The following is a 21,203-nucleotide window of genomic DNA, read 5'->3' as shown; positions in this document are numbered from 1 at the left end:
CGAACTCTCCTTTTGAAACAAGGTGAGGCTCGAGACGATGGAATGCAACAGGTTTTCACCGATCAGATCAACAGACCCGCCGCCTTTTCGTGCAGCAACAGAGCCACTTTGGTCTCAACCCCACCGTCGCCCGAGAACCCGCCCAACCCATTGGCAGCCAGAACACGATGGCACGGAATGATGACAGGGATCGGGTTCGCCCCACAGGCTTGTCCCACCGGCTGAGGCGGCTGACCCAGTTCCCTGGCGATATCCCCATAAGTGCGGGTTTCGCCGAGCGGGATCGCGTTCATCAAATCACAGACCTGCCGCTGAAACTCGGACCCCGAGATATGATAGGGCAGGTCAAACCGCTCAAGCCGCCCTTCGTCATAAGCCCTTAGCTGCGCCGCCGCTTCACGCAACAACGGCGTCTCGGGCCCGTCGCTCACGCCATCCCAGACAAGACGCGTGATCGCCCCGTCCTGTTCCTTGACCCCAAGCCACCCAAACTGGGTCTGTACTGCAATCATCGGCATGACCGAAGGCTGCCAGTCTTTGCAGGCAAAGCGCAACCCATAACGCGCCGCGCTCGCCTCTTCTTCTGTTCAAAAATACCTCAGAGCGCGAGGCAGAGCCTCGCAATGGACTCCGCCCACCGCACTCATGAGGTGCTTCAGCTCAGTGCTTCATCACAGCGCCCACAGACGCCTGCATGACTATGCCGTCCCACGTCCGGCAGGATCTTCCAGCACCGCTGGCATTTGTCGCCTTCCGCCTTCTCAATAACCACACCAACGCCCTCAATCTCGGGCACGCGGAAGGCTTCGGCCGGGGCCGGATCCTCGGAGACCGTCAAGCCCGAGGTGATGCAAAGATCATCCACATCAAAAGTCGCCAACAGCGCTACAGTGTCCTGATCTTCGACATGCACGATCGGAGCAGCCTCGAGGCTAGATCCGATCACCTTGTCCTGACGCTGAACCTCTAATGCGGCGGTCACGGCGCGACGCACGCGGCGGACCTTGGAAACGGCCTCTTCAAGCTCGGCATCACGCCAATCCGCGGGGGTCTCCGGGAAATCCACCAGGTGGACCGAGCTGTCGTCGCTGGGGAACCGCTCCAACCAGACCTCCTCCATGGTGAAGACCAGAACCGGTGCCAGCCATGTGGTCAGGCGGTGGAACAGGATGTCCAGCACAGTGCGGGCCGCACGGCAGCGCAGGCTATCGCCGTCGCAATACAGCGCGTCCTTGCGGACGTCGAAGTAGAAGGATGACAAATCAACCGTAGCAAAGGTGAAGACCGCACTGAACACACCCTGGAAATCGAACTCTGAATAGCCTTTGCGGACCTGCTCATCCAGATCGGCCAGGCGGCTGAGGACCCAACGCTCCAGACGCGGCATATCCTCTGGGGCGACCCGGTCGGCCTCGGTGAAGTCAGCCAAAGATCCCAGCATGAAACGCATGGTGTTGCGCAGACGGCGATAGCTGTCAGCGGTGCCCTTCAGGATTTCCGGCCCGATCCGCTGGTCGGCGGTATAGTCGGTTTGAGCCACCCACAGGCGCAGGATATCGGCGCCGTATTGCTTGACGACCTCCTCCGGCACGATGGTGTTGCCCAATGATTTGGACATCTTGTTGCCCTTGGCATCCAGCGTGAAGCCATGGGTCACCACGTTGCGGTAGGGCGCACGGCCTTTGGTGCCGCAGGCCTGCAGCATCGACGAATGGAACCAACCGCGGTGCTGGTCGGTGCCTTCCATGTAGACATCGGCGATGCCATCTTCGGTGCCGTCCTCACGGTCGCGCAGAACGAAGGCATGGGTGGACCCAGAGTCGAACCACACGTCCAACACGTCGAAGACCTGATCGTAGTCATCCGGATTGGCGATGCCGTCGAGGATCTTCTCTTTGAACCCGTCGGTGTACCAGATATCCGCGCCGTCTTTCTCGAACGCCGCCTTGATGCGCGCGTTCAGATCGGCATTGCGCAGCAGGTATTCCGCGTCGGTTGGCAAAGCACCCTTCTTGGTAAAGCAGGTCAGCGGCACACCCCAGGCGCGCTGACGCGACAGAACCCAATCCGGGCGCGCCTCGATCATCGAATACAGGCGGTTACGACCGGTCTGCGGCGTCCATTTCACCAGTTCATCAATTGATCGCAGGGCGCGTTCGCGGATGGTGTCGCCCATCTCGCCCATGCCGTCGTCCAGCTTGCGGTCAACGGATGCAAACCACTGCGGCGTGTTGCGATAGATGATCGGCGCTTTCGAGCGCCACGAATGCGGATAGCTGTGCTTGATCTTGCCACGCGCCAGCAGTCCGCCGACCTCGACCAGCTTGTCGATGACCGCCTTATTTGCATCACCTTCGCCGCCTTTGCGGGACAGGATGTACTTGCCGCCAAAGAACGGCAGATCGGCGCGGAACGAGCCATCGTCCATCACGTTATAGGTGATGACCTGTTCCAGCATGCCCAGATCGCGGTACAGCTCGAATTCCTCCATCCCGTGCGAGGGCGCACAGTGGACAAAGCCGGTGCCTTCGGTATCGGTCACGAACTCAGCGGCGCGGAAGTCGCGGATGTCGTCCCATTCGCCATTGCCGCCCTCGGCCCCGGCCAGCGGGTGCTTGAGATTGAGTTTTGCCAGCTCATCTGCGGAGACCCCTCTCACACGGGACCACTGGTCGTCGTTCAGACGCGCGCGGCCCAGTACGTCGGCGGCCAGATTGTCGGCCAGCAGGAACTTGTCACCCACAGCGGCCCAGCATTCCTCGGGCGCGCCGGTGACTTCGTAGAGGCCGTAAGAGATGTCCTTGCCATACACCACGGCTTTGTTCGACGGCATGGTCCACGGGGTCGTGGTCCAGATCACCACTTGCGCGCCAACCAAGTCGGTAGAGATCGCAACTTCTGCGGCTTTGTCGGCAAGCGCTTCAGAGGAGATTTCGGAAGTGAAGCCAGCAACCGCTTGCGGGACAACCTTGAACTTCACCCAGATCGTGAAGCTTTCCTTGTCGTGATACTCAACCTCGGCCTCGGCCAGAGCGGTTTTTTCGATGGGCGACCACATAACCGGCTTAGAACCCTGATAGAGCGTGCCGTTCATCAGGAACTTCATAAACTCGTCGGCGATCACCGCCTCGGCATGATAGTCCATCGTGATGTACGGATCGGGCCAGTTGCCAGTGATACCCAGGCGCTTGAACTCTTCGCGCTGGATGTCGATCCAGCCTTCTGCGAACTTGCGGCACTCCTGACGGAAGTCGACGATGTTCACCTCGTCCTTGTTCTTGCCCTTCTTGCGGTACTGTTCCTCGATCTTCCACTCGATGGGCAGACCGTGGCAGTCCCAACCGGGCACATAGCGCGCGTCGAAACCCATCATCTGATGCGATCGCACGATCATGTCCTTGATCGTCTTGTTCAGCGCGTGGCCGATATGCAGGTGACCGTTCGCGTAGGGTGGGCCGTCATGCAGGGTGAAAGGCTTACGGCCTTCTTTCTCGCGCAGGCGGTCGTAGACGCCGATCTTTTCCCAACGCTCCAGCCATGCGGGTTCGCGCTTGGGCAATCCGGCGCGCATGGGGAATTCAGTCTTGGGCAGGTTCAGCGTGTCTTTGTAGTCAGGTGTCTGGATCGTGTCGGCGCACATTTGGGGCGTCCTTTGGATGATCTGGTCGTACTAGGATCGAAGCGGTCGGTGCGAAGTCTCAAACACCTTTGCCCGGCGTCTCAGAGGGTCAGAGCGCCGGGGATATAATTCGAATAATGATGGCCATCCGGTCATACATGGGGGCGCTTATAAGCCGCCCATGCCAGATGGTCCAGAGGCTCCGCCCCATGCGACGAATGGCGCTACATCATCGGGCTAAGGGTGAAACAACGACCCCACGAAATAGGCAATCATGGCCGCCGCGCCACCGATTGCAAACGTCTCAAGCCCCGAGCGCCACCACGGGGTCAGCGACCATCGGCTTTTCAGCGCTCCGATGGCGAAAAACACCCCCATGGTCATACAGACAGAGACAGTGAAAGCGTTGTCCAGAGCCAGCAAAAACGGCAGTAAAGGAACCATCCCGGCCACCAGAAAGGCCAGAAACGTGGCCATCGCAGCCTTCACGGGATGCGGATCGACGCTGCCAAGCCCGTATTCGCCCTCAATCATCAGGTTGATCCAGTTTTCGCGGTCCGCGGTGATAGCCTCTGTCGCATCCTCCAGCACCTGCCCGGACAAACCTTTCTGCGCAAGGATCTCGCGCACCTCATCGCGTTCGCCATCTGGGTAGAGCGCGATATGACGCTGTTCGATGGCTCGAATGCGTTTAATATTGTCCAGTTCGGCCTTGGTGCCTGAATAGTTGCCGACTGCCATTGAAAACCCGTCGGCCAACACATTTGCCAAGCCCAGAGCGACAATTACGAACGAGGACAACCCGGCACCTGCAACACCAGCAACGATCGCGAATGTGGTGACCGACCCGTCGATGCCTCCGTACACGATGTCACGCAAAACGCCCCGCCCGGGCGGGTCGCTAATTCTCTGTTCGATTTCCTGCTGGCTGTGACCGTGATCTGTCATGGCTCGCTTTCTGTCACATTCACTGTGACGAATGGCGTGCCATACCGCTTTGCGTCAGATCAAGTCTTACTGAACAGCCCCTGCAACGCCCTTTTGATCATCGTTCGGACCGACGGCTTGTGACGATCCGAGAAAGGCAAAGGTCGACACACCTCCATCGCGGCCACTCCGACTCGGGCGCTGAGGGCACCGTTCACCAACCCTTCGCCAAAGCGTCGCGACAGTTTACTGAGGACCGATCCACCCAGAACAGGCTCCAGCAGATCGTCGCCGACGGCCACCGCACCGGTCGCCACGAGATGCACGAAAACGGCGCGCGTCAGGCGCCAGCTTCCCAGAAACCCGGCCCGCCCACCATAAATCTCGGCCACCCGCCGGATCATTCGCAACGAGGCCGCAAGGGCCGTGACCACATCCGCAAGGGCCAGGGGCACCAAGGCCGTGACCGTGGCCACCTGCCGGGCTGCTGCCTCAACCTCGCGACTGGCGGCGGCGTCCAAGGGGGCCAGCAGTTCATCCTCGGCCAAAGCCAGCAGGCCAGAGGCGTCGAATTGTTCTGACATACGTTCGGACAGCCGATCACGGCCCCATTTGGTCTCATCCCGGCCCTTGTAGAATGCAATCAAGCGGGTTGTGACCGCCCGCGCTTTGGTCAGATCGGCATCCGCCAAGGCCTCATCCGCTGCGCGGCGCAATCCGTCAACGCGGGACAGGCGGCCAATTGCAGCCAGTTCCCGGACGGCGATGATCAGCGCAACAAGGACCAAAGCTCCGATCAAACCGGTGACAACCCAGCCCAGAATGGGCGCGCGTGCAATCAGCGAGGTCGCGAAATCCCATGCGGCGACCGAAATTGCAGCCCCGACTACCGCCAGCGCCAACCCCCAGAACCAACGCGCCAAGGCCGAGGGTTTGCGGGCGGCAAATCGCGCCGCGCTTTGCATGGCCTGCCCTTGAGGTACCGCCAGATCGGGCACCGGAGGGGCCTTGGCCACGTCAGCGGCGGGTTCGTCTGCTTCGAGATCGATCAGAACCGGACCCTTAGCCATTCTCTGCCCCTTCACTACGCCAGACGAATTTGATGTCTGGCAGGTTTTCATCGTTATCCGCCCCGTCGCTTCGGGCGACCTCGGCAAAGCCGTTGCGTTCATAAAACCTGCAAGCGCCGGTATTGGCTTGAAAGGCAAACAAAGTCAGGCAAGTGTGCTGCGCCTTCGCATGATCAAGCAATCGTTTGCCGATCCCTTGCCCGCGCGCCGCGGGCGTCAAATACAGCGAATGCACATCCGTTCCGTTCAGGGCCAAAAATCCAACCACTCTGTCAGAGACCTCGGCAACGGTAATCCAGCTTTGATCAATCATACGGCCGCAAAAGGCGATGGTTTCGGCGCAGCTGTGGAGGTCGGGCATCCAGCCATTCTCGCGCGAAAACCCGTGCAAGATCTCTCCGGTCGCACCGGCGTCGGTGCTGCGGGCGGGGCGGAGCGTAACCGTCACAGCCGGTCTCCGATCAAAAACTGTGCAGCACGATCCAACCGGATATGCGGCGGGCCGTCTCCCGGGCGCAGCGTCAACTGGGCCGGAGCGAAGGACATGAAACCATAGTCGTCGCCAAGCCATGCCTCGGCCCCGTTTCGGGCCGGGCCGAGCAGATGTGATGGATCATCCGGCAACTCGCCGGGGTAGAACGCGGCTTGTTTGCCACTGTCCAGCAAGGTGCCCTGGACGCAGGGCAATTCCGTTCCGTTGTGGCTGCGCATCTCTTCGGTCGTTGCACGCAGCGAGGCCAGCGACAGGGCTGCCGTTTCAGCACCAGCGAAGCTCGCCCGGTCTCGCGCCTCACGGGTCAAAGCCTCCATGATCGCGGTCAGGCGTGGGTGTTGCGTGTGGTGCAGGTGGTCGGCCTTGGTGGCCGCAAACAGAATGCGTTCGACCCGTTTGCCCAGCAGCAACTGGCTGAGCCACGCGTTGCGCCCCGGGCGGAAGGCCGAGAGGATATCGCCCATGGCGCGGCGCATATCCTCGACCGCTTGCGGGCCTTTGTGGATTGCGCCCAACGCATCGACCAGCACAACCTGACGGTCGATGCGTGAGAAATGATCGCGGAAAAAGGGCTTCACCACTTGAGATTTATAGGCCTCGTAGCGCCGCTCCATCTCGCGCTGCAGGGTGCGACGGCGCGAGGGTTCGGACACAGGCAAAGGCGCAAAGGTCAGAACCGGAGAGCCTGCCAGATCGCCCGGCAACAGAAAACGACCCGGCGTGCAATCGTAGAAACCAGCATCCCGCGCTGTGTTCAGATAGGTCGTGAACGCAGCGGCCAGAGCCTGCGCGGTAGGCTCGTCATGCGTTGCTGTCAGATCAGTGCCGCGGGCCTGCGCCAGAAACTCGGCCGCTTCGGGGCGTTTTTCGATGCGCGACAGCGTCTCCTGCGACCAGTCGGCGTAGGATTTGTCCAGCAACGCAAGGTCCAGAAGCCACTCGCCGGGATAGTCCACGATGTCCAGATGTACGGTGCGCGGTCCCTGAAGCCCTGCCAGCAATCCGGCCGGTCGCGCCTTGAACGACAGGCGCAACTCGGACACGGCGCGGGTGCTTTCGGGCCAGTGCGGCCTTGGGTCTGTGAGGTCGGACAGGTGGGATTCGTAGTCGAACCGCGGGACCGTGTCGTCCGGTTGCGGTTGCAAGTAGGCTGCGTTGATGCGCCCCTCTTGCTGCGCGACAAGGCCGCTCATGCGGCCCCGGTCCAGCAGGTTTGCCACAAGCGACGTGATAAATACCGTCTTACCGGAGCGCGCCAGGCCGGTGACGCCCAGACGGATGACCGGCTCGAAAAACGTCTCGGACACGCTGTCGCCGATGGATTCGACGCCGCGCACAAGACTGTCTGCCAGGGATGAGATGACCAAATTGTCGCCCCGCAATAATCGTTTCGCCCAAGATAGGTAGCCGCTGCCTGACATGCCAGCGCTTTCGCCCCCTTGCCCGTTCGCGCGCCGCGCGCTACCAGCGGCCCATGCCCAGATATGCTCTGAAAGTCGAATACCAAGGGGAGCCGTTTGCCGGATGGCAGCGGCAGAAAAAGTTGCCCTCGGTGCAAGGGGCCATTGAGCTCGCCCTGTCCCGCATCCAGCCGGGTGATCATACCATTGCTGCCGCCGGGCGCACCGATGCGGGTGTGCATGCGTTGGGGCAAGTGGCGCATTGCGATCTGGTCAAGGAATGGGATCCGTTCCGTCTGTCCGAGGCGTTGAACTATCACCTCAAGCCGCAGCCGGTGGCGATTGTACAGGCTGCACGGGTCGATGACGACTGGCACGCGCGCTTTACGGCGGTTGAGCGTCAATACCTGTTCCGCATTCTCATGCGCCGCGCGCCTGCGACCCACGACAAAGGGCAGGTTTGGCAGATCAACCATCCGCTGGATGTCGAGGCCATGCAGGCGGGCTCGGATATGTTGATCGGGCGGCATGATTTCACCACTTTCCGATCCTCAATCTGTCAGGCGGCCAGTCCGGTGAAAACTCTGGATGAGTTGCGGGTGGAGCAGGTGCAGGGCTTCTCTGGCCCCGAGGTGCATTTTCACGTGCGCGCGCGGTCATTCCTGCACAATCAGGTGCGCAGCTTTGTGGGAACGCTTGAACGTGTTGGCGCGGGGTCGTGGTCGCCTGAGGATGTGCGCGACGCGCTAGAGGCCGAAGATCGCGCCGCCTGCGGGCCGGTTTGCCCGCCGCAAGGGCTGTATCTGGCACGGGTCGGTTACCCTGATCCGGTTTTCTAGATCGCTTTAAATCGCGCGCAACAACAGGCCGCTGGCAATCACGACAATCACTAGCCCTGCCACCAGTTCGATGGTCGGGGCCAGTATCGACGCAAATCGCGTGGCCGAGGCAGAGGCAAGCAACCCGCCGCGCAGGCCAAAGGACGTCCAGCCGACCAGCGTTGTGACGGTCGCGGTGCCCAGCGCCATCGCGAAAGCTCCGGCAACTCCGACCATGGCGATTCCCATCTGCCAGGTCAGGATCAGCACGAACAATGCCCCAGTACAGGGGCGCGCAGCGATACCCGCGATCAGCACGAGCGCCTCACGCAGTGACCCGACATTGGCGACCTCTTCCGCGCTGGGACCGTGGCGATGGCCGCAATCCGAGCAGACCTCATCATGGTGATGATGATGGTGATGGTGGTGTTCATCATGGTGGTGGTCGTGGTGATGCTCATGGTCGTGAGAGTGCCCACGCGCGGAATCGCTGCGAGAACGTCGCGCGAAACTGCGCATCCCGCGAAAAACCAGCCACAAACCAATGGCCGCGATGGCCGCATAACTGATTGGAGCCATCACCTGCTCGGTCGTGCCCACAAGCGTCTCACGCGACAACTGGAAAATCAGAACCCCGGCATAGACCAAAACCACCGCCGTTACGGCCTGCCCGAGGCTCGACAATACGCTGATAGCCGAAAGTCGCCAGAAGGCGACCTGACGACCCAAACCGTAGCCTCCGATCAGGACCTTGCCGTGCCCCGGACCAATGGCATGAAAGAACCCGTAGGCGAAACAAACGGTTAGCAGAGTTGCCACCGCCTGCGGTTGTTCGGCGCGGGCCGCCCGAAGGGCACGCGCGATCTGGTTCTGGAATTCGCGCTGTTCGCCAGCCGCCCAAGCAGCAAGGCTGTCAAACCCGCCGCTGCCCCAGAACCACAAAAGCAGGCCACAGGCGATAGCGACCGGAACAATCAGGTATTTGGACATGAAATCAAAATCTCGGTCGCAAAGCTTTCGCCGACAAGCGGGATATCGTTTTCCTCAAGGTCGTATTCTGCATCCAGGGTCAGCAGAAAGGCCTGCATCTGCGCCAATTGGCCATCGATATCCGGATCAATCCGTTCGAGCAGACAAGTCGCCGGGCCGGACACAGTGACAGGGCGGGTGACGTCGTAGGCGGTGTAATAGGTTTCATCGAAGGCTTTTGCCGAAATCGCCTCGGCCGGAACAGATCCGCCTTCGACGGCGCGCAGATGAGTGGTGACGATGCGGCCATCCTCGGTCGTGGCATACGGCTCCAACGGGCCAGACAAGGCAACCGGGGCACCGGCGGCGGTAACAACCAGATCACCGTTATAGCCTTCCATCCATTGCGCATCAAAACCGGTCAGGAACTGCTGCTCACTATCGGTCAGCGCGCCATCGCCATCCTGATCCAACCTCATGTCCTCTAACTGCAGCAGGGAGAACAGCTCATCATAGGCCCAGGTCACGCGGACATGAGTCAGCTGTCCGGCCTCATCCACGATGAACTCCAACCCCGTGTCGATGAAGACATGCGGGTGGGCCAAGGCCGGGATCGGCAGGCAGCAAGTCAGGAATGAGAACAACCAACGCATAAGGGCAAGATAGGCGCCGAGGTGCGCATCGGCAATGCGATTTCCGGTCAAGATGCAGAAACTGGCCGACCAGTCACTTGGGCGGGAAAAGAACAATCGTTTGCAGGGCCGTCCCAACAGGTCCTTGCCTGTCATGCAGCAACGACTGAGACATCCCGATCCCCGAGGGCTGCCAATGCGAAATGGATTGGGAGGCCAACCAGTCCGAGGTGGGCTCCCGGTGGATGTTGATAGTCAGATCGGTGTTCATGAACCCCATCTCAGCCGTTGGGGCATTCCATGAGATTCCATTGCCGCAATCCCCCAAGGCACAGATCGATTGGATCGGAGACTGCACCTCACCCTCCAACAGGTTCGGTGTCCGCATCCATACGGTTTTCGGTCCTATGCCGTGCCTGTCCCCCGCGCCGTATCTGATGTCGCTATAGTGCGCGAAACCGGGCAGGTCATGCCGCAGCTCTCCGATCGGGAAAGGGCCTTCCACCGCATCTTCGAACCGCAATGGCGGCGTTTCGACATTGGGTACATCGCCCAAATCCCGACGCACCAAATGCATCGTGGTTGCGGTTGCGCAAAGGGTATCATCCAGATCATGAACCGTAACTCGTGTGGTCGCGAGCGTTCTGGTATGGCGCCTGGTCTCAGCCGCCACGCGCAGCCCGGCAAGGGGCAAAGGGCGCAGCAGATCAACGGTCAAGCGAGTCAGCATCTTCTCGGGCCCGATCTCGGTTTCAGCCGCGCGTACGATCAGGCCGCTCACCGGCCCTGCGTGACAATGCTCCGCCGACCAGGGACCGCGCGCCGGATCATTGCCGACAAAAGCCCCGTCCTCTCGCTGATGAAAAAAGGAGAGATCTTCGAAATCATAGGTAGCCATCCTGGGCGTCAGACCTTCTCCTGAGTGTATTTCCTAAGCTCCGCACGCGCGACCTGACGGCGATGAACCGCGTCCGGCCCATCGGCGAGGCGCAATGTGCGGACATGGGTCCAGGCATTGGCCAGCGGGGTATCCTGACTGATCCCCTGCGCCCCGAACATCTGTACCGCTTCGTCAATCACTTTCAGCGCGACTTGAGGCGCGATCACCTTGATCTGGCTGATCCATGGCGCCGCCGCCCGCGCGTCACCCTGATCCATGTACCACGCTGCTTTCAGGCACAGCAGGCGGGCCATTTCAATCTCCATCCGGCATTCGGCGATGATGTCGTAATTGGCCCCAAGCTGCGCCAGCTTCTTGCCGAACGCCTCACGCTGCAGCGACCGTTTGCACATCTGCTCAAGCGCGCTTTCGGCCTGCCCGATCGCGCGCATGCAGTGGTGAATGCGACCCGGTCCCAACCGACCTTGCGCGATTTCGAACCCGCGCCCTTCACCAAGCAGGATGTTTTCGGCGGGGATGCGGACGTTGGTGAACCGGATGTGCATATGCCCATGGGGTGCATCGTCGTGGCCATAGACCTCCATCGGCCGCAGGACCTCGATCCCTGGTGCATCAGCTGGCACCACAACCATGGACTGGCGCTGATGCTTCGCCTGATCCGCGCCCCCTGTTTTGACCATCACGATGTAAACCTTGCAGCGCGGATCACCCGCACCCGAGGACCACCATTTCTCACCGTTCAGAACATAGGCATCCCCGTCCCGAACGCACGACATCGACACATTTGTCGCGTCAGATGAGGCCACGTCTGGCTCGGTCATCAAATAGGCTGAGCGGATCTGACCTTCGAGCAGAGGCTTCAGCCATTGCTCTTTCATCTTCTCGGTGCCGTAACGCTCGAACACCTCCATGTTTCCGGTGTCGGGGGCCGAGCAGTTGAATACCTCGGCCCCAAGGGGTGTCTTGCCCATCTCTTCGGCGAAATAGGCGTATTCAACCGTTGTCAGACCAAACCCCTTTTCACTGTCGGTCAGCCAAAAGTTCCATAGCCCGGCCGCTTTGGCCTTGGCTTTCAAACCCTCAAGAATATCCGCCTGACGGTCGGTGTACTGCCAACGGTCTCCCTTGCCGATTTCGGCCTGATATTCCTCTTCCAGCGGCATGATCTCATCGCGGATCATATCTGCGACGCGCTGCAAAAGGGCGCGGTTTTCCTCGCGCAGACCGAATGACATGTTCATGAACGCTCCTCCGTTGCCGATCGGTTCGGGCTTTACCTTCGTCCGAAGAATGGCTTAGCTGCCCGGACCCTGTCCAGTTCCGTGACGGAACGTCACCTCCATCTATTTCCAATACATGAGGCACCCATGGCACTTTTGATCGAAACCGGCCTGTCCAACTGGATCAGCGATGCGGATTTGGCCAAAGAGGTCCTGCACCAGTCGCCCGACGCTGATGTCCGCACCCCAGACACGATCGGGAATCCAACTGAAATCACCATGGTGGCGGTCAGCACGCTGCAGGATGCGCATATTGAGCGCCTGCCCAACCTCAAACTGGTGCAGAAACTGGGCGCTGGCGTGGAAACCATCGTAGGCAACCCCAAATTGCCCGATCATATCCGCGTCGCACGCCTGAGGCCGGACGCCCCGGCACAAGAAATCGCCGAGTGGTTTCTGGCCCATATCCTCCGCGCCCAACGCCATTTGGGAGACTACGAAGCCGCCCAGCGCCGGTCCGAATGGTCCCCCGAAGCGCCGCGCATCACGTCAGAGACAAAGGTCGGTGTACTGGGGCTTGGTACGATCGGCACGCGCACGGCCCTCATGCTGAAAGGCCTTGGCTTCCAGATCATGGGATGGAGCCGGTCACCCAAGCAAATTGACGGCGTGACCTGCTTGCACGGTCAGGATGCCCTGCCTGAACTGCTTGGTCAGTGCGACTACGTCAGCGCCATCTTACCCTCGACCCCGCAAACCGTTGGACTGTTTGGTGCCGACATATTGGCGGCGATGAAGCCCGGCAGCCATCTGCTGAACGCAGGGCGCGGCGATCTGATTGACGAGACCGCATTGATCGCTGCATTGGACGCAGGCACGCCCGGCCATGCCGTTCTAGATGTCACCTCTCAGGAGCCTCTGCCGAAGGACAGCCCCCTTTGGCAACATCCCGGCGTGACAATCACGCCGCATGTCTCAGGCTGGCATCTGGGAGATGCGCTGACAGACGTGGCCAGAAATTTCGAGCGGCTATCCTCGGGCCAGCCGCTGCTGCACGAGATCGACCGAGGCAGAGGCTATTGAAGCGAATCAGGGCGTCAGCAACCAGTTCCCGTTGGCGTCCTTGCACCGGCGCGTTCGAATCTGCCGGTTCTGCTCTTCTCCGCCGGGTTCAACCGAATGCTGTAACGAGACACAGTTCCCCTGTACCGCGGCGATACGCACGGTGCCTTTCGAACCGGTTGCGTCATTGGTCCATGCCCGCTCTTGCCCAACGGCTGGAGCGCCGCTGGTCAACAACGCAGTCGAGGCCGCGCTCAGCACTTCGAAATCCTGCGGGCTAAGGCCCATTTCCGCAATAATCCGTGACAAAGGCTTGGCCTGAACCGCCCCAACCGTCAGAACTACAGCTGTCAAAACCAAAGAAATCCGGGCTTTCATCTGTGCCTCACATGACTAAAATCAATTTGTCCTGAAGGATATACCCCAGCGCGGGCCGGGCCAAGCCCCGAGCGGTTGCACCTTCAGAAAATCAAAATTGAGCGCCTGAAACGCGCAAAGGTTCTGCGAATTTGACCCGAAAGGGTTCACAGCAGCACCTAAATCTGGTGAAATCAGGAAAATTCTCATTTGAATGTAGGAGTTTGCATTATGACCCTGCGCCTGCCCCTTCTGGCTCTGGCCGCGGTTGCCACTTTGACCGTCGCGCCAAGCGCCCCTGCCATCGCCAAGGAAGAGACCAAGTCCGTCGTGGTCCTCAGCCGCACATGGGCGGTGACCCAAGTCGCTGAAGAGCCGGTGATCTACCGCGCCACTCGGGACAACAACAATCTCAACCCTTTCGGCCCGCCACCGCGCCTGCGCACCCTGCAGGCCATTGCTGCAATTCAGCAGGCCACCGGCTGCAGACCCATCGTGGCCAGCATGTATCAGAACATCTCGGGCCAGTTTTTCTCGCAGGTCAGCTGCAACTGAAATTGGTACAATACTTTCATTGAGGTCGTCTGAGACGCCTGCCATAGCTTGCGCATGAAACTCGCGATCAATGGATTCGGCCGTATTGGCCGCACGATCCTGCGGCAGGTTCTGGCCTTGCCGCAGGGATCGAATATCGAGCTGGTGCTGATCAACGACATCGCACCGCTGGCAACCTGTGCCTACCTGTTCAAATACGACAGCACCTTCGGCCCCTATGCAGGAGAGGTCTCTGAGGGAAACAGCGCACTGGTCGTGGATGGGCTGCCCATCCCCATGACCCACAGCTCTGATCTCGCAAATATCGACCTGTCGGGCGTCGATGTCCTGCTGGACTGCACCGGCATCGCGCGGACATCCGACGTGGCACAGCGTGGATTGGCCGCTGGGGCGGGCAAAGTGCTGATCTCCGGCCCCTCTCCCGCCGCCGAGGTGACCGTGGTCCTTGGCGCCAATGAGGATCAATTGGGCGGCGCTCATGTCGTCTCGAACGCGTCCTGCACCACCAACGGGCTGGCGCCTCTTGTCCGGGTTCTGGATGACATCGGCGGGATCACCACGGGGCACATGACGACCATCCATTGCTACACAAACAGCCAACCGATGGTGGATGCCCCACGAGGCGATCTTGCCCGCTCGCGCGCAGGCGCGCTGTCGATGGTCCCAACCACGTCAAGCGCGATCCACCTGATCGACGTCGTGCTTCCGCATCTGGCAGGGCGCATCTCAGGCGCGGCGGTACGGGTGCCAACGGCCAGTGTTTCGGCCATTGACCTGATCGTCACGCTGGACCGCAGCCTTGACGCAGAGGCCTTCGACAAAGCTCTGCGCGATCAGGTCAGCGCGTCGCCGGTTCTAGGATGGACCGACATGCCACTTGTCTCCTCTGATCTGCGCGCCCGGCCCGAGTCGCTGGTCATCGCCGGACCAGAGACCCGCATGGTCGGCGCGAACCAGGTCCGCGTCTTTGGCTGGTACGACAATGAATGGGGCTTCTCCGCCCGTATGCTGGACGTCGCCCGTTTGATGACCGCCGCCTGACCCGTCGCAACCGCAGCGCGCCCCGCGCGCTGCCTGGCCCAACCGGGTTGGGTGCATCTACGATGCGACCAAACCGGGCGGGAGCCGCCCCAAGCCGTCGACCTCGACGCAACACAACTGTGGACCTTATTCACTAGCCACACATCAAAAGCCTTTTCCTGAACGGCCTCAAATGCTCTAACATGAATTTAATCGACCGCGATCCGACAGCGCGGTCGAATAGTATTCGAGTTGAGGCAGTTGGAGCCATTTAATGCAGGGCAGCAGACCGCAACGCCGTCTGACGGGTTGGCTTTTGGCCGCAATGACAGCTTTGGCCCCAACCGGCCTTATGGCCCTTGAAACCAGTCTCGTCGCTCCAGGGGCCTCAAAAGAGTTAAGAGAACGCATCGAGGAAACCTCGTCCGTCACGACCGCTGACTCCCGTGGTCTGGACACACCTCTGGAAATCCTCTCGGCCGCCCTGTCCGACTATCGCACCATTGTTCAGATTCTGTACGACGAGGGCTATTTCAGCCCCGTGGTCAGCATCAAACTGGACGGCAAAGAGGCGGCAGACCTCAGCACCCTAAGCGTTCCCGCACAGATTAACCGCGCGGTGATCACCGTCGAAACTGGCCCAAGCTTCCGGTTCGGCAAAGCAATCGTACAGCCCGTCGCCCCGGACACGGTACTGCCGGAAGAATTCGCGCCGGGCAAACTGGCCACTACAGGGGCAATCCAACAGGCAACCTCGGCCGGGGTGCAGGGGTGGAGAGATGCCGGTCATGCAAAAGCCCAACTTGCGAACCAAACTATCATCGCTCGCCATGCGCAGGCTCAACTGGACGCACAGATTGATCTGGACCCGGGGCGTCGCCTGACCTTTGGCAAGATGTTCATCAAGGGCGACACTGACGTCAAACACCGTTCAATCGAAGATATCGCAGGCTTCCCAAGCGGTGAGGTCTACTCTCCCGCCAAAATCCAGAAAGTCGGCACGCGCCTGCGCCGGACCGGTACCTTCAGCGTTGTTTCGATAACCGAGCGCGAGACCCCCAACCCCGATGGAACGCTGGATTTCGATGCCACCTTCGAAGACCTGCCTAAACGCCGCCTAACCTTCGGGGTCGAACTGGCCTCTCGCGATGGGTTGGATGTGACGGCCACATGGACCCACCGTAACGTTTTTCGCCGGGCCGAGCGGCTACGATTTGAGGCCGCCCTGCGCAATATCGGCGGGGCCGAGGATTTGGACGGGCGGATCGGTCTACGACTGGACCAACCCGACCGTTTGGGACCCGATGACAACACGTTTTGGAACGCTCTGCTAGAGCGGCGCAACACGGAAAACTACAACGTCACCGTGGCCTCATTGGCTTATGGTGCGCGGCGCACGTTTTCAGACAGGCTCTATGCCGAAGCGTCTGTCGGTTTTCAGTGGTCGGATGCCGATGACGCCTACGGAGATGGGCGAAAATTCCGATACTTCATAATCCCCTTTCGGTCAGAATGGGACGAGCGCGATAGCAAGATCAGTGCGACACGTGGGTTCTATCTGGACGCGCAGGCCACTCCCTTCGCCGGGCTCTCCGGAACCGAAAGTGGCATTCGCCTCTTCGGAGACGGACGGGCCTACACCAGTCTGGGTACTGGCGGAAAACTGGTCTTGGCCGGGCGCGTTCAAATCGGGTCAGTCATCGGCCCGTCAGCGGATGGGGTAACGCCGGACTTCCTGTTCTTCTCGGGCGGTGCGGGAACTGTTCGCGGGCAACCGTTTGAAAGCCTCGGTATTCCGGTAGGCACCGGCATCGCAGGTGGCAAATCGTTTCTGGGCTTTTCCGGCGAGGTACGCGGCAAAATCACCGAAAGCCTGTCGCTGGTCGGGTTCTACGACTACGGTACCGTGGATACATCTTCGTTCATCGGCAGCGATGCCGAAAATCACGCCGGTGCCGGTCTGGGTGTGCGCTATGATCTGGGCGGATTCGGACCACTACGCTTTGATCTGGCCTACCCGGTTCAGGGCGATACAGGCAACGGGCTGCAATTCTATATCGGGATTGGACAGGCATTTTGAAACGCTACCTCGCATATCTGCTGCTGATCGGCACGCTGATCTGTGTGCCCCCAACCCTGCACGCCCAAGAGGACGAAGGCGGCAGCATGATCGAGCGGTTCTTGCAGGACACGCTGTCAGGTGATGATCAGAACGTCACCGTCAAAGGCCTGCAAGGCGCGCTGAGTTCCCGCGCCACCATTGCCGAGATCACAGTGGCCGATGATGAAGGTGTCTGGCTGACCATCAAGGATGCCGAGCTTGACTGGAACCGCCTGGCACTGATCCGGGGGCGCTTCTCGGTCAACGCGTTGACCGCACAGGAAATCGACATCGCCCGTGCCCCTGGCACCACAACCAAGGAGGCTCCGGCCCCTTCGGCTGAGACCACACCGTTCCAACTGCCTGAACTGCCCGTCGCGATTGAAATCGGAGAGCTTCGGATTGATGAGCTGGCCTTGGGCGAGCCTTTGATCGGCGTTGCCGCTGACCTGAACGTCACCGGCAACTTGTCGCTGGCCGATGGAACATTGGATACCAGCCTTGATATCACCCGCCTTGACCGCGCCGGAGACGAAATCAGCCTCAAAGCCGGCTTCCAGAACGCCAGTAGCCAGATTGACCTGGACCTGAGCGTTGTCGAAGCCTCCGGCGGCCTCATCTCAACCGCGCTGAATATCCCCGACAGCCCTCCCATTGGTTTGACAGCCAAAGGCTCTGGCCCAGTTACAGACTTCACCGCAGATATCAGTCTGAGCAGTGACAACCAGCCGCGTGTGTCGGGTCAGGTGCGTCTGCGTGCCGCCGAAAGCGGTGCAGCGGATGGGATCGCGTTCACCGCCGATCTGGGCGGTGACCTGACGCCCTTTGTCGCCAGCGATATGGATGTGTTCTTTGGCTCCGACACGCGCCTCTTTGTCGATGGCCAGACCCAGCCGGAAGGCGCGCTGAACATCAGTGATCTGGAATTTACGTCTCAGGCGCTGAAACTGGAAGGCCAGTTAGAGCTAGCCTCGGGCGGCACCTTGCAACTGGCCGCTCTGCAGGGCCGCATCACCCCACCTGAGGGCGACAAGGTGGTCCTGCCCGTCTCGGGCGGAGGGACGTCGATCGAAGCCGCGCAAATCTCGGCCCTGTTCGACCAGAAGAACGGCAATCTGTGGGACCTGAGCCTGACAGCCAATGGGTTGACCACAGACCAGATCAGCCTGCGGCGCGCGCAAATTGCGGCTCAGGGGAGCTTGGAACAGGGGGATGCCCTCAGCGTGGATGGTGACCTGCAAGCCGCGCTTGACGGCTTAGATCTGTCCGACCCCGCCCTGAACACCGCGATAGGCGACAGAATCACGCTGGACGGCGTGTTCGAATATGGCAGCGACCAAACGCTGAACCTATCCGGGTTTGAGTTGATCGGGGCGGACTACACACTTGATCTCGACGCGCTGATCAGCGGGCTGACCAGCGGCCTGAACATCGACGGTTCGGCGAAGCTTGACGCCTCCGACCTTTCGCGGTTCTCGGATCTGGCCAAGCTTGACCTCGGCGGAGAGGTCTCGGCCACCGTCGAAGGCAGCGGGTCGCCACTAGAGCGCAGTTTTGACGGGAAAGTCACCGTCAAAGGCAGCGATCTTTCCACGGGTCGAGACGACATCGATCCGGTGATCACGGGCGAGACCACGATCACGCTGGATGCAAAACGCGGCTCGGACGGTGTGACAATCCGGGACTTCACATTGATCGCAGATGCCGCCCGGGCTCAGGCTGCAGGAACCGTGACCACGCCCGAAGGGAACCTGTCCATTGACGGGCAAGCTACGGTCAGCGCCCGAGATTTGTCGGTTTTCTCAGGCCTCGCCAAGCGTGATCTGGGCGGTTCGGTACAGGCCAGTCTGGACGGCAAGGGCACAGTCCAAACGCTGGAGTTTGACGGCACGGCCAGTGTGACCGCGCGGGATATTAAGACCGGGATGGATGATCTGGATCCGCTTCTGGCCGGGCAGACCTCAATCGAATTCGACGGAGCCTTGTCGCAAGAGCAGATCGAGATTCGTCAGGCCACGATCAACGGGCGCGCTCTGACGGCCGAAGCCGTTGCGACGATCACAGATCCCACCAGCGATCTGGCCGTCGACGGACAAGCCAAGGCGAACGTGCCCGACCTGTCGCTGTTCTCCGGCCTTGCGGGGCGGGATCTGGCTGGGTCTGTGAAGGCCGATATGCAGGGCAAAGGCGCTATGGGCAGCAAGCTGTTCGATGTGCAGGGCACGGTCGAGGCCAATGACATCCGCACTGGGATCGACCAGTTGGACACGCTGGTTTCGGGTCGCACGACTCTGAACGTGGATGCCGAAAACACTGACGCCGGTATGAACATCCGCACGTTCCGGCTAAACGGGACGGCGCTGACGGCAAATGCCTCGGGCCAGCTTGATCGTGAATCAGGCGGGCTGAACTTTTCGGCGATGCTGGATGACCTCAGCCGCCTTTCCACTACGTTGTCCGGTCCTTTGAAACTGGATGGCAATGTCGCGCCTACTCAGTCGGGGCTCGAAGGCACCGCGCGCCTGCAAGGGCCTGACAGCTCGTATGTAAACGTTGTCGGAACGGTTGAGACGGATGGCTCGGCAGATCTGGACTACGAGGCCAAGTTCAACCGGATCGAACGCTTTGTGCCGGACTTCCCCGGCACAGTGACGGCCGAAGGCACTGCTAAACGCGACAATGGAGTCTGGACGATTTCCTCAAACGCGACAGGCCCCGCGGATCTCAGCACCGAGCTGTCCGGAACGTTCGATGAGGGTACGGGTCTGGCAGATGTAACTGCCCAAGGTGGGATCAATCTGGGTATCGCCAATGCATTCATCACGCCTAACAAGATTGAAGGCTCAGCCCGTTACAATCTGGCGCTCAAGGGTCAACCCGGGCTGGAGGCTCTGTCGGGGACGATCACAACCTCGGGCACGTCCTTTGCGATACCGACTGCAGGGCAAACGATCACTGGGATTGGCGGGTCGGTCGATCTGGCCCAAGGCCGCGCCACGATATCGATGAACGGGGCTATGCGCGCGGGTGGGGGGTTCACCGTCAGCGGACCCGTCGACCTGACCCCGCCGTTTAACGCGCAGATCACAACGACGCTGAACAATCTCGTGCTGACCGACCAGCTGCTCTACGAGACCACGCTGAACGGTCAGATCGTGTTGGCGGGCGCTTTGACAGGGAATAGCAGCCTGGCGGGGCAGATCACATTTGGCGAAACCAACATTAACCTCGCTGCCGCATCAGGCGCCGTCGGGGCAGCTCCGATCCCCGAAATACAGCATATCAACGAAAGCCGTCTGGGCTATGTCACCCGCGAACGGGCGCAACTGATCCCCAAGGAAGAGCAAAGCAAAAGCAACTCGCGCATTGCGCTGGATATTAGCCTGCTGGCCCCAAAAGCCGTCTTTGTAAGGGGGCGCGGCGTGAATGCGGAACTGGGCGGGAACATCTCAATCGGCGGCACAACGACATCGGTTGTCCCTTCGGGTCAGATCGAACTGCTGCGCGGCAACCTGGACATTCTGGGGCGCAGGCTAACCCTGACCAAAGGGATCGTCACGCTGCAAGGCGATCTGACGCCCTATATCGAGTTCGAATCTTCGAGCAGCACATCGGACGGGACCGCCACGATCGAGATCGCCGGGCCTCTGGATTCGCCCGAAGTCAATGTTTTCTCAGACCCCGAACGCCCGACCGAAGAGGCGCTGGCCATGCTGTTGTTTGGCAACCGGTTCTCGGAGCTCTCACCTTTTGTCATCGCACAGATGGCGGCCTCTCTGGCGCAACTCAGCGGGGCTGGCGGCGATGCGACCAAGGGCCTGCGCGACTCGACCGGTGTTGACACGGTGGATATCGGTGCGACCGAAGGCGGCGCGGGTCGCTTTGGCGCAGGAGCATATCTTGGGGACAATCTGTACACGGACTTCACCGTCAACACAGACGGCGATACCGAGGTAAACCTGAACCTGGACGTCACAGACAGCTTCACTGTCCGGGGCACTGTTGACGGGCGCGGAGAAACCGGGATCGGGCTGTTTTTCGAGCGCGATTACTAACAGA

The 21,203-nt window shown here is 60.6% G+C and carries 17 protein-coding genes; 6 read left to right on the top strand and 11 right to left on the bottom strand.

The genetic code is table 11. The features are described from left to right. Positions 1 to 62 precede the first annotated feature (62 nt). The 6 genes from ACR0JF_RS10020 to ACR0JF_RS09995 all read right to left on the bottom strand — a co-directional run bounded on the left by ACR0JF_RS10020 (position 63) and on the right by ACR0JF_RS09995 (position 7,476). Entirely contained in the window at positions 63 to 518 is a 456-nt protein-coding gene (locus tag ACR0JF_RS10020; RefSeq protein ID WP_170659926.1) for a methylated-DNA--[protein]-cysteine S-methyltransferase, read from the bottom strand. Between the two features lie 137 nt (positions 519 to 655). Beyond that, positions 656 to 3,640, bottom strand: coding sequence for an isoleucine--tRNA ligase (gene ileS / locus ACR0JF_RS10015; RefSeq protein WP_170659925.1), 2,985 nt, complete (start codon positions 3,638 to 3,640; stop codon positions 656 to 658). Positions 3,641 to 3,856: 216 nt separating this feature from the next. Next, entirely contained in the window at positions 3,857 to 4,567 is a 711-nt protein-coding gene (locus tag ACR0JF_RS10010) for a VIT1/CCC1 transporter family protein (protein WP_170639288.1), read from the bottom strand. A 59-nt stretch (positions 4,568 to 4,626) separates the two neighbouring features. After that, positions 4,627 to 5,616 (bottom strand): YcjF family protein, encoded by a 990-nt coding sequence (locus ACR0JF_RS10005; protein WP_170659924.1) that lies wholly within the window; start codon positions 5,614 to 5,616, stop codon positions 4,627 to 4,629. After that, on the bottom strand, positions 5,609 to 6,064 hold the full coding sequence (locus ACR0JF_RS10000; protein WP_170659923.1) for a GNAT family N-acetyltransferase: 456 nt from the start codon (positions 6,062 to 6,064) through the stop codon (positions 5,609 to 5,611). Before ACR0JF_RS10000 ends, ACR0JF_RS10005 begins: the two co-directional genes overlap by 8 nt. Beyond that, positions 6,061 to 7,476, bottom strand: a complete 1,416-nt coding sequence (locus tag ACR0JF_RS09995) for a YcjX family GTP-binding protein (RefSeq protein ID WP_170659922.1) — start codon at positions 7,474 to 7,476, stop codon at positions 6,061 to 6,063. Before ACR0JF_RS09995 ends, ACR0JF_RS10000 begins: the two co-directional genes overlap by 4 nt. A gap of 107 nt (positions 7,477 to 7,583) precedes the next feature. Between ACR0JF_RS09995 and truA the strand changes: the two genes are divergently transcribed. Further along, positions 7,584 to 8,348 carry a tRNA pseudouridine(38-40) synthase TruA gene (gene truA / locus ACR0JF_RS09990; RefSeq protein WP_170659921.1) on the top strand — a complete coding sequence of 255 codons (765 nt, stop codon included), beginning with the start codon at positions 7,584 to 7,586 and terminating at the stop codon, positions 8,346 to 8,348. A gap of 6 nt (positions 8,349 to 8,354) precedes the next feature. Here truA and ACR0JF_RS09985 read toward each other — a convergent pair whose 3' ends face one another. From ACR0JF_RS09985 to ACR0JF_RS09970, 4 genes are read right to left on the bottom strand one after another with little or no spacing between them, the layout of a single operon-like run. Further along, positions 8,355 to 9,317 (bottom strand): HoxN/HupN/NixA family nickel/cobalt transporter, encoded by a 963-nt coding sequence (locus tag ACR0JF_RS09985; RefSeq protein WP_170659920.1) that lies wholly within the window; start codon positions 9,315 to 9,317, stop codon positions 8,355 to 8,357. Beyond that, a complete protein-coding gene (locus tag ACR0JF_RS09980; protein WP_480669219.1) occupies positions 9,302 to 10,000 on the bottom strand; it encodes a DUF1007 family protein in 699 nt (232 codons plus the stop codon). Before ACR0JF_RS09980 ends, ACR0JF_RS09985 begins: the two co-directional genes overlap by 16 nt. A 22-nt stretch (positions 10,001 to 10,022) precedes the next feature. Next, complete coding sequence (locus ACR0JF_RS09975; protein WP_170659918.1) at positions 10,023 to 10,826, bottom strand: thioesterase family protein; 804 nt, start codon at positions 10,824 to 10,826, stop codon at positions 10,023 to 10,025. A gap of 8 nt (positions 10,827 to 10,834) precedes the next feature. Further along, complete coding sequence (locus ACR0JF_RS09970; protein WP_170659917.1) at positions 10,835 to 12,070, bottom strand: acyl-CoA dehydrogenase family protein; 1,236 nt, start codon at positions 12,068 to 12,070, stop codon at positions 10,835 to 10,837. 126 nt (positions 12,071 to 12,196) lie between these two features. Here ACR0JF_RS09970 and ACR0JF_RS09965 point away from each other — a divergent pair, with 126 nt between their 5' ends. Beyond that, on the top strand, positions 12,197 to 13,132 hold the full coding sequence (locus ACR0JF_RS09965; RefSeq protein WP_170659916.1) for a 2-hydroxyacid dehydrogenase: 936 nt from the start codon (positions 12,197 to 12,199) through the stop codon (positions 13,130 to 13,132). Positions 13,133 to 13,138: 6 nt separating this feature from the next. Here ACR0JF_RS09965 and ACR0JF_RS09960 read toward each other — a convergent pair whose 3' ends face one another. Next, entirely contained in the window at positions 13,139 to 13,489 is a 351-nt protein-coding gene (locus ACR0JF_RS09960; RefSeq protein ID WP_170659915.1) for a hypothetical protein, read from the bottom strand. 210 nt (positions 13,490 to 13,699) lie between these two features. Here ACR0JF_RS09960 and ACR0JF_RS09955 point away from each other — a divergent pair, with 210 nt between their 5' ends. From ACR0JF_RS09955 to ACR0JF_RS09940, 4 genes are all read left to right on the top strand, one after another. Beyond that, positions 13,700 to 14,023, top strand: a complete 324-nt coding sequence (locus tag ACR0JF_RS09955) for a hypothetical protein (RefSeq protein ID WP_170472050.1) — start codon at positions 13,700 to 13,702, stop codon at positions 14,021 to 14,023. Positions 14,024 to 14,077: 54 nt separating this feature from the next. Beyond that, positions 14,078 to 15,064 (top strand): glyceraldehyde 3-phosphate dehydrogenase NAD-binding domain-containing protein, encoded by a 987-nt coding sequence (locus ACR0JF_RS09950; RefSeq protein ID WP_170659914.1) that lies wholly within the window; start codon positions 14,078 to 14,080, stop codon positions 15,062 to 15,064. 253 nt (positions 15,065 to 15,317) lie between these two features. Continuing rightward, positions 15,318 to 17,123, top strand: coding sequence for a BamA/TamA family outer membrane protein (locus tag ACR0JF_RS09945; protein ID WP_170659913.1), 1,806 nt, complete (start codon positions 15,318 to 15,320; stop codon positions 17,121 to 17,123). Further along, the gene (locus ACR0JF_RS09940) at positions 17,120 to 21,199 is read left to right on the top strand and encodes a translocation/assembly module TamB domain-containing protein (RefSeq protein ID WP_480669215.1); all 4,080 of its coding nucleotides are present in this window, start codon (positions 17,120 to 17,122) and stop codon (positions 21,197 to 21,199) included. The genes ACR0JF_RS09945 and ACR0JF_RS09940 overlap by 4 nt, the downstream gene beginning before the upstream one ends. The last annotated feature ends 4 nt before the right edge of the window (positions 21,200 to 21,203 follow it).

It is taken from the genome of Ruegeria sp. BG11, from assembly GCF_056538565.1.
Note: the sequence above shows the minus strand (reverse complement) of the source record. Positions and strands in the feature narration are given on the sequence as shown.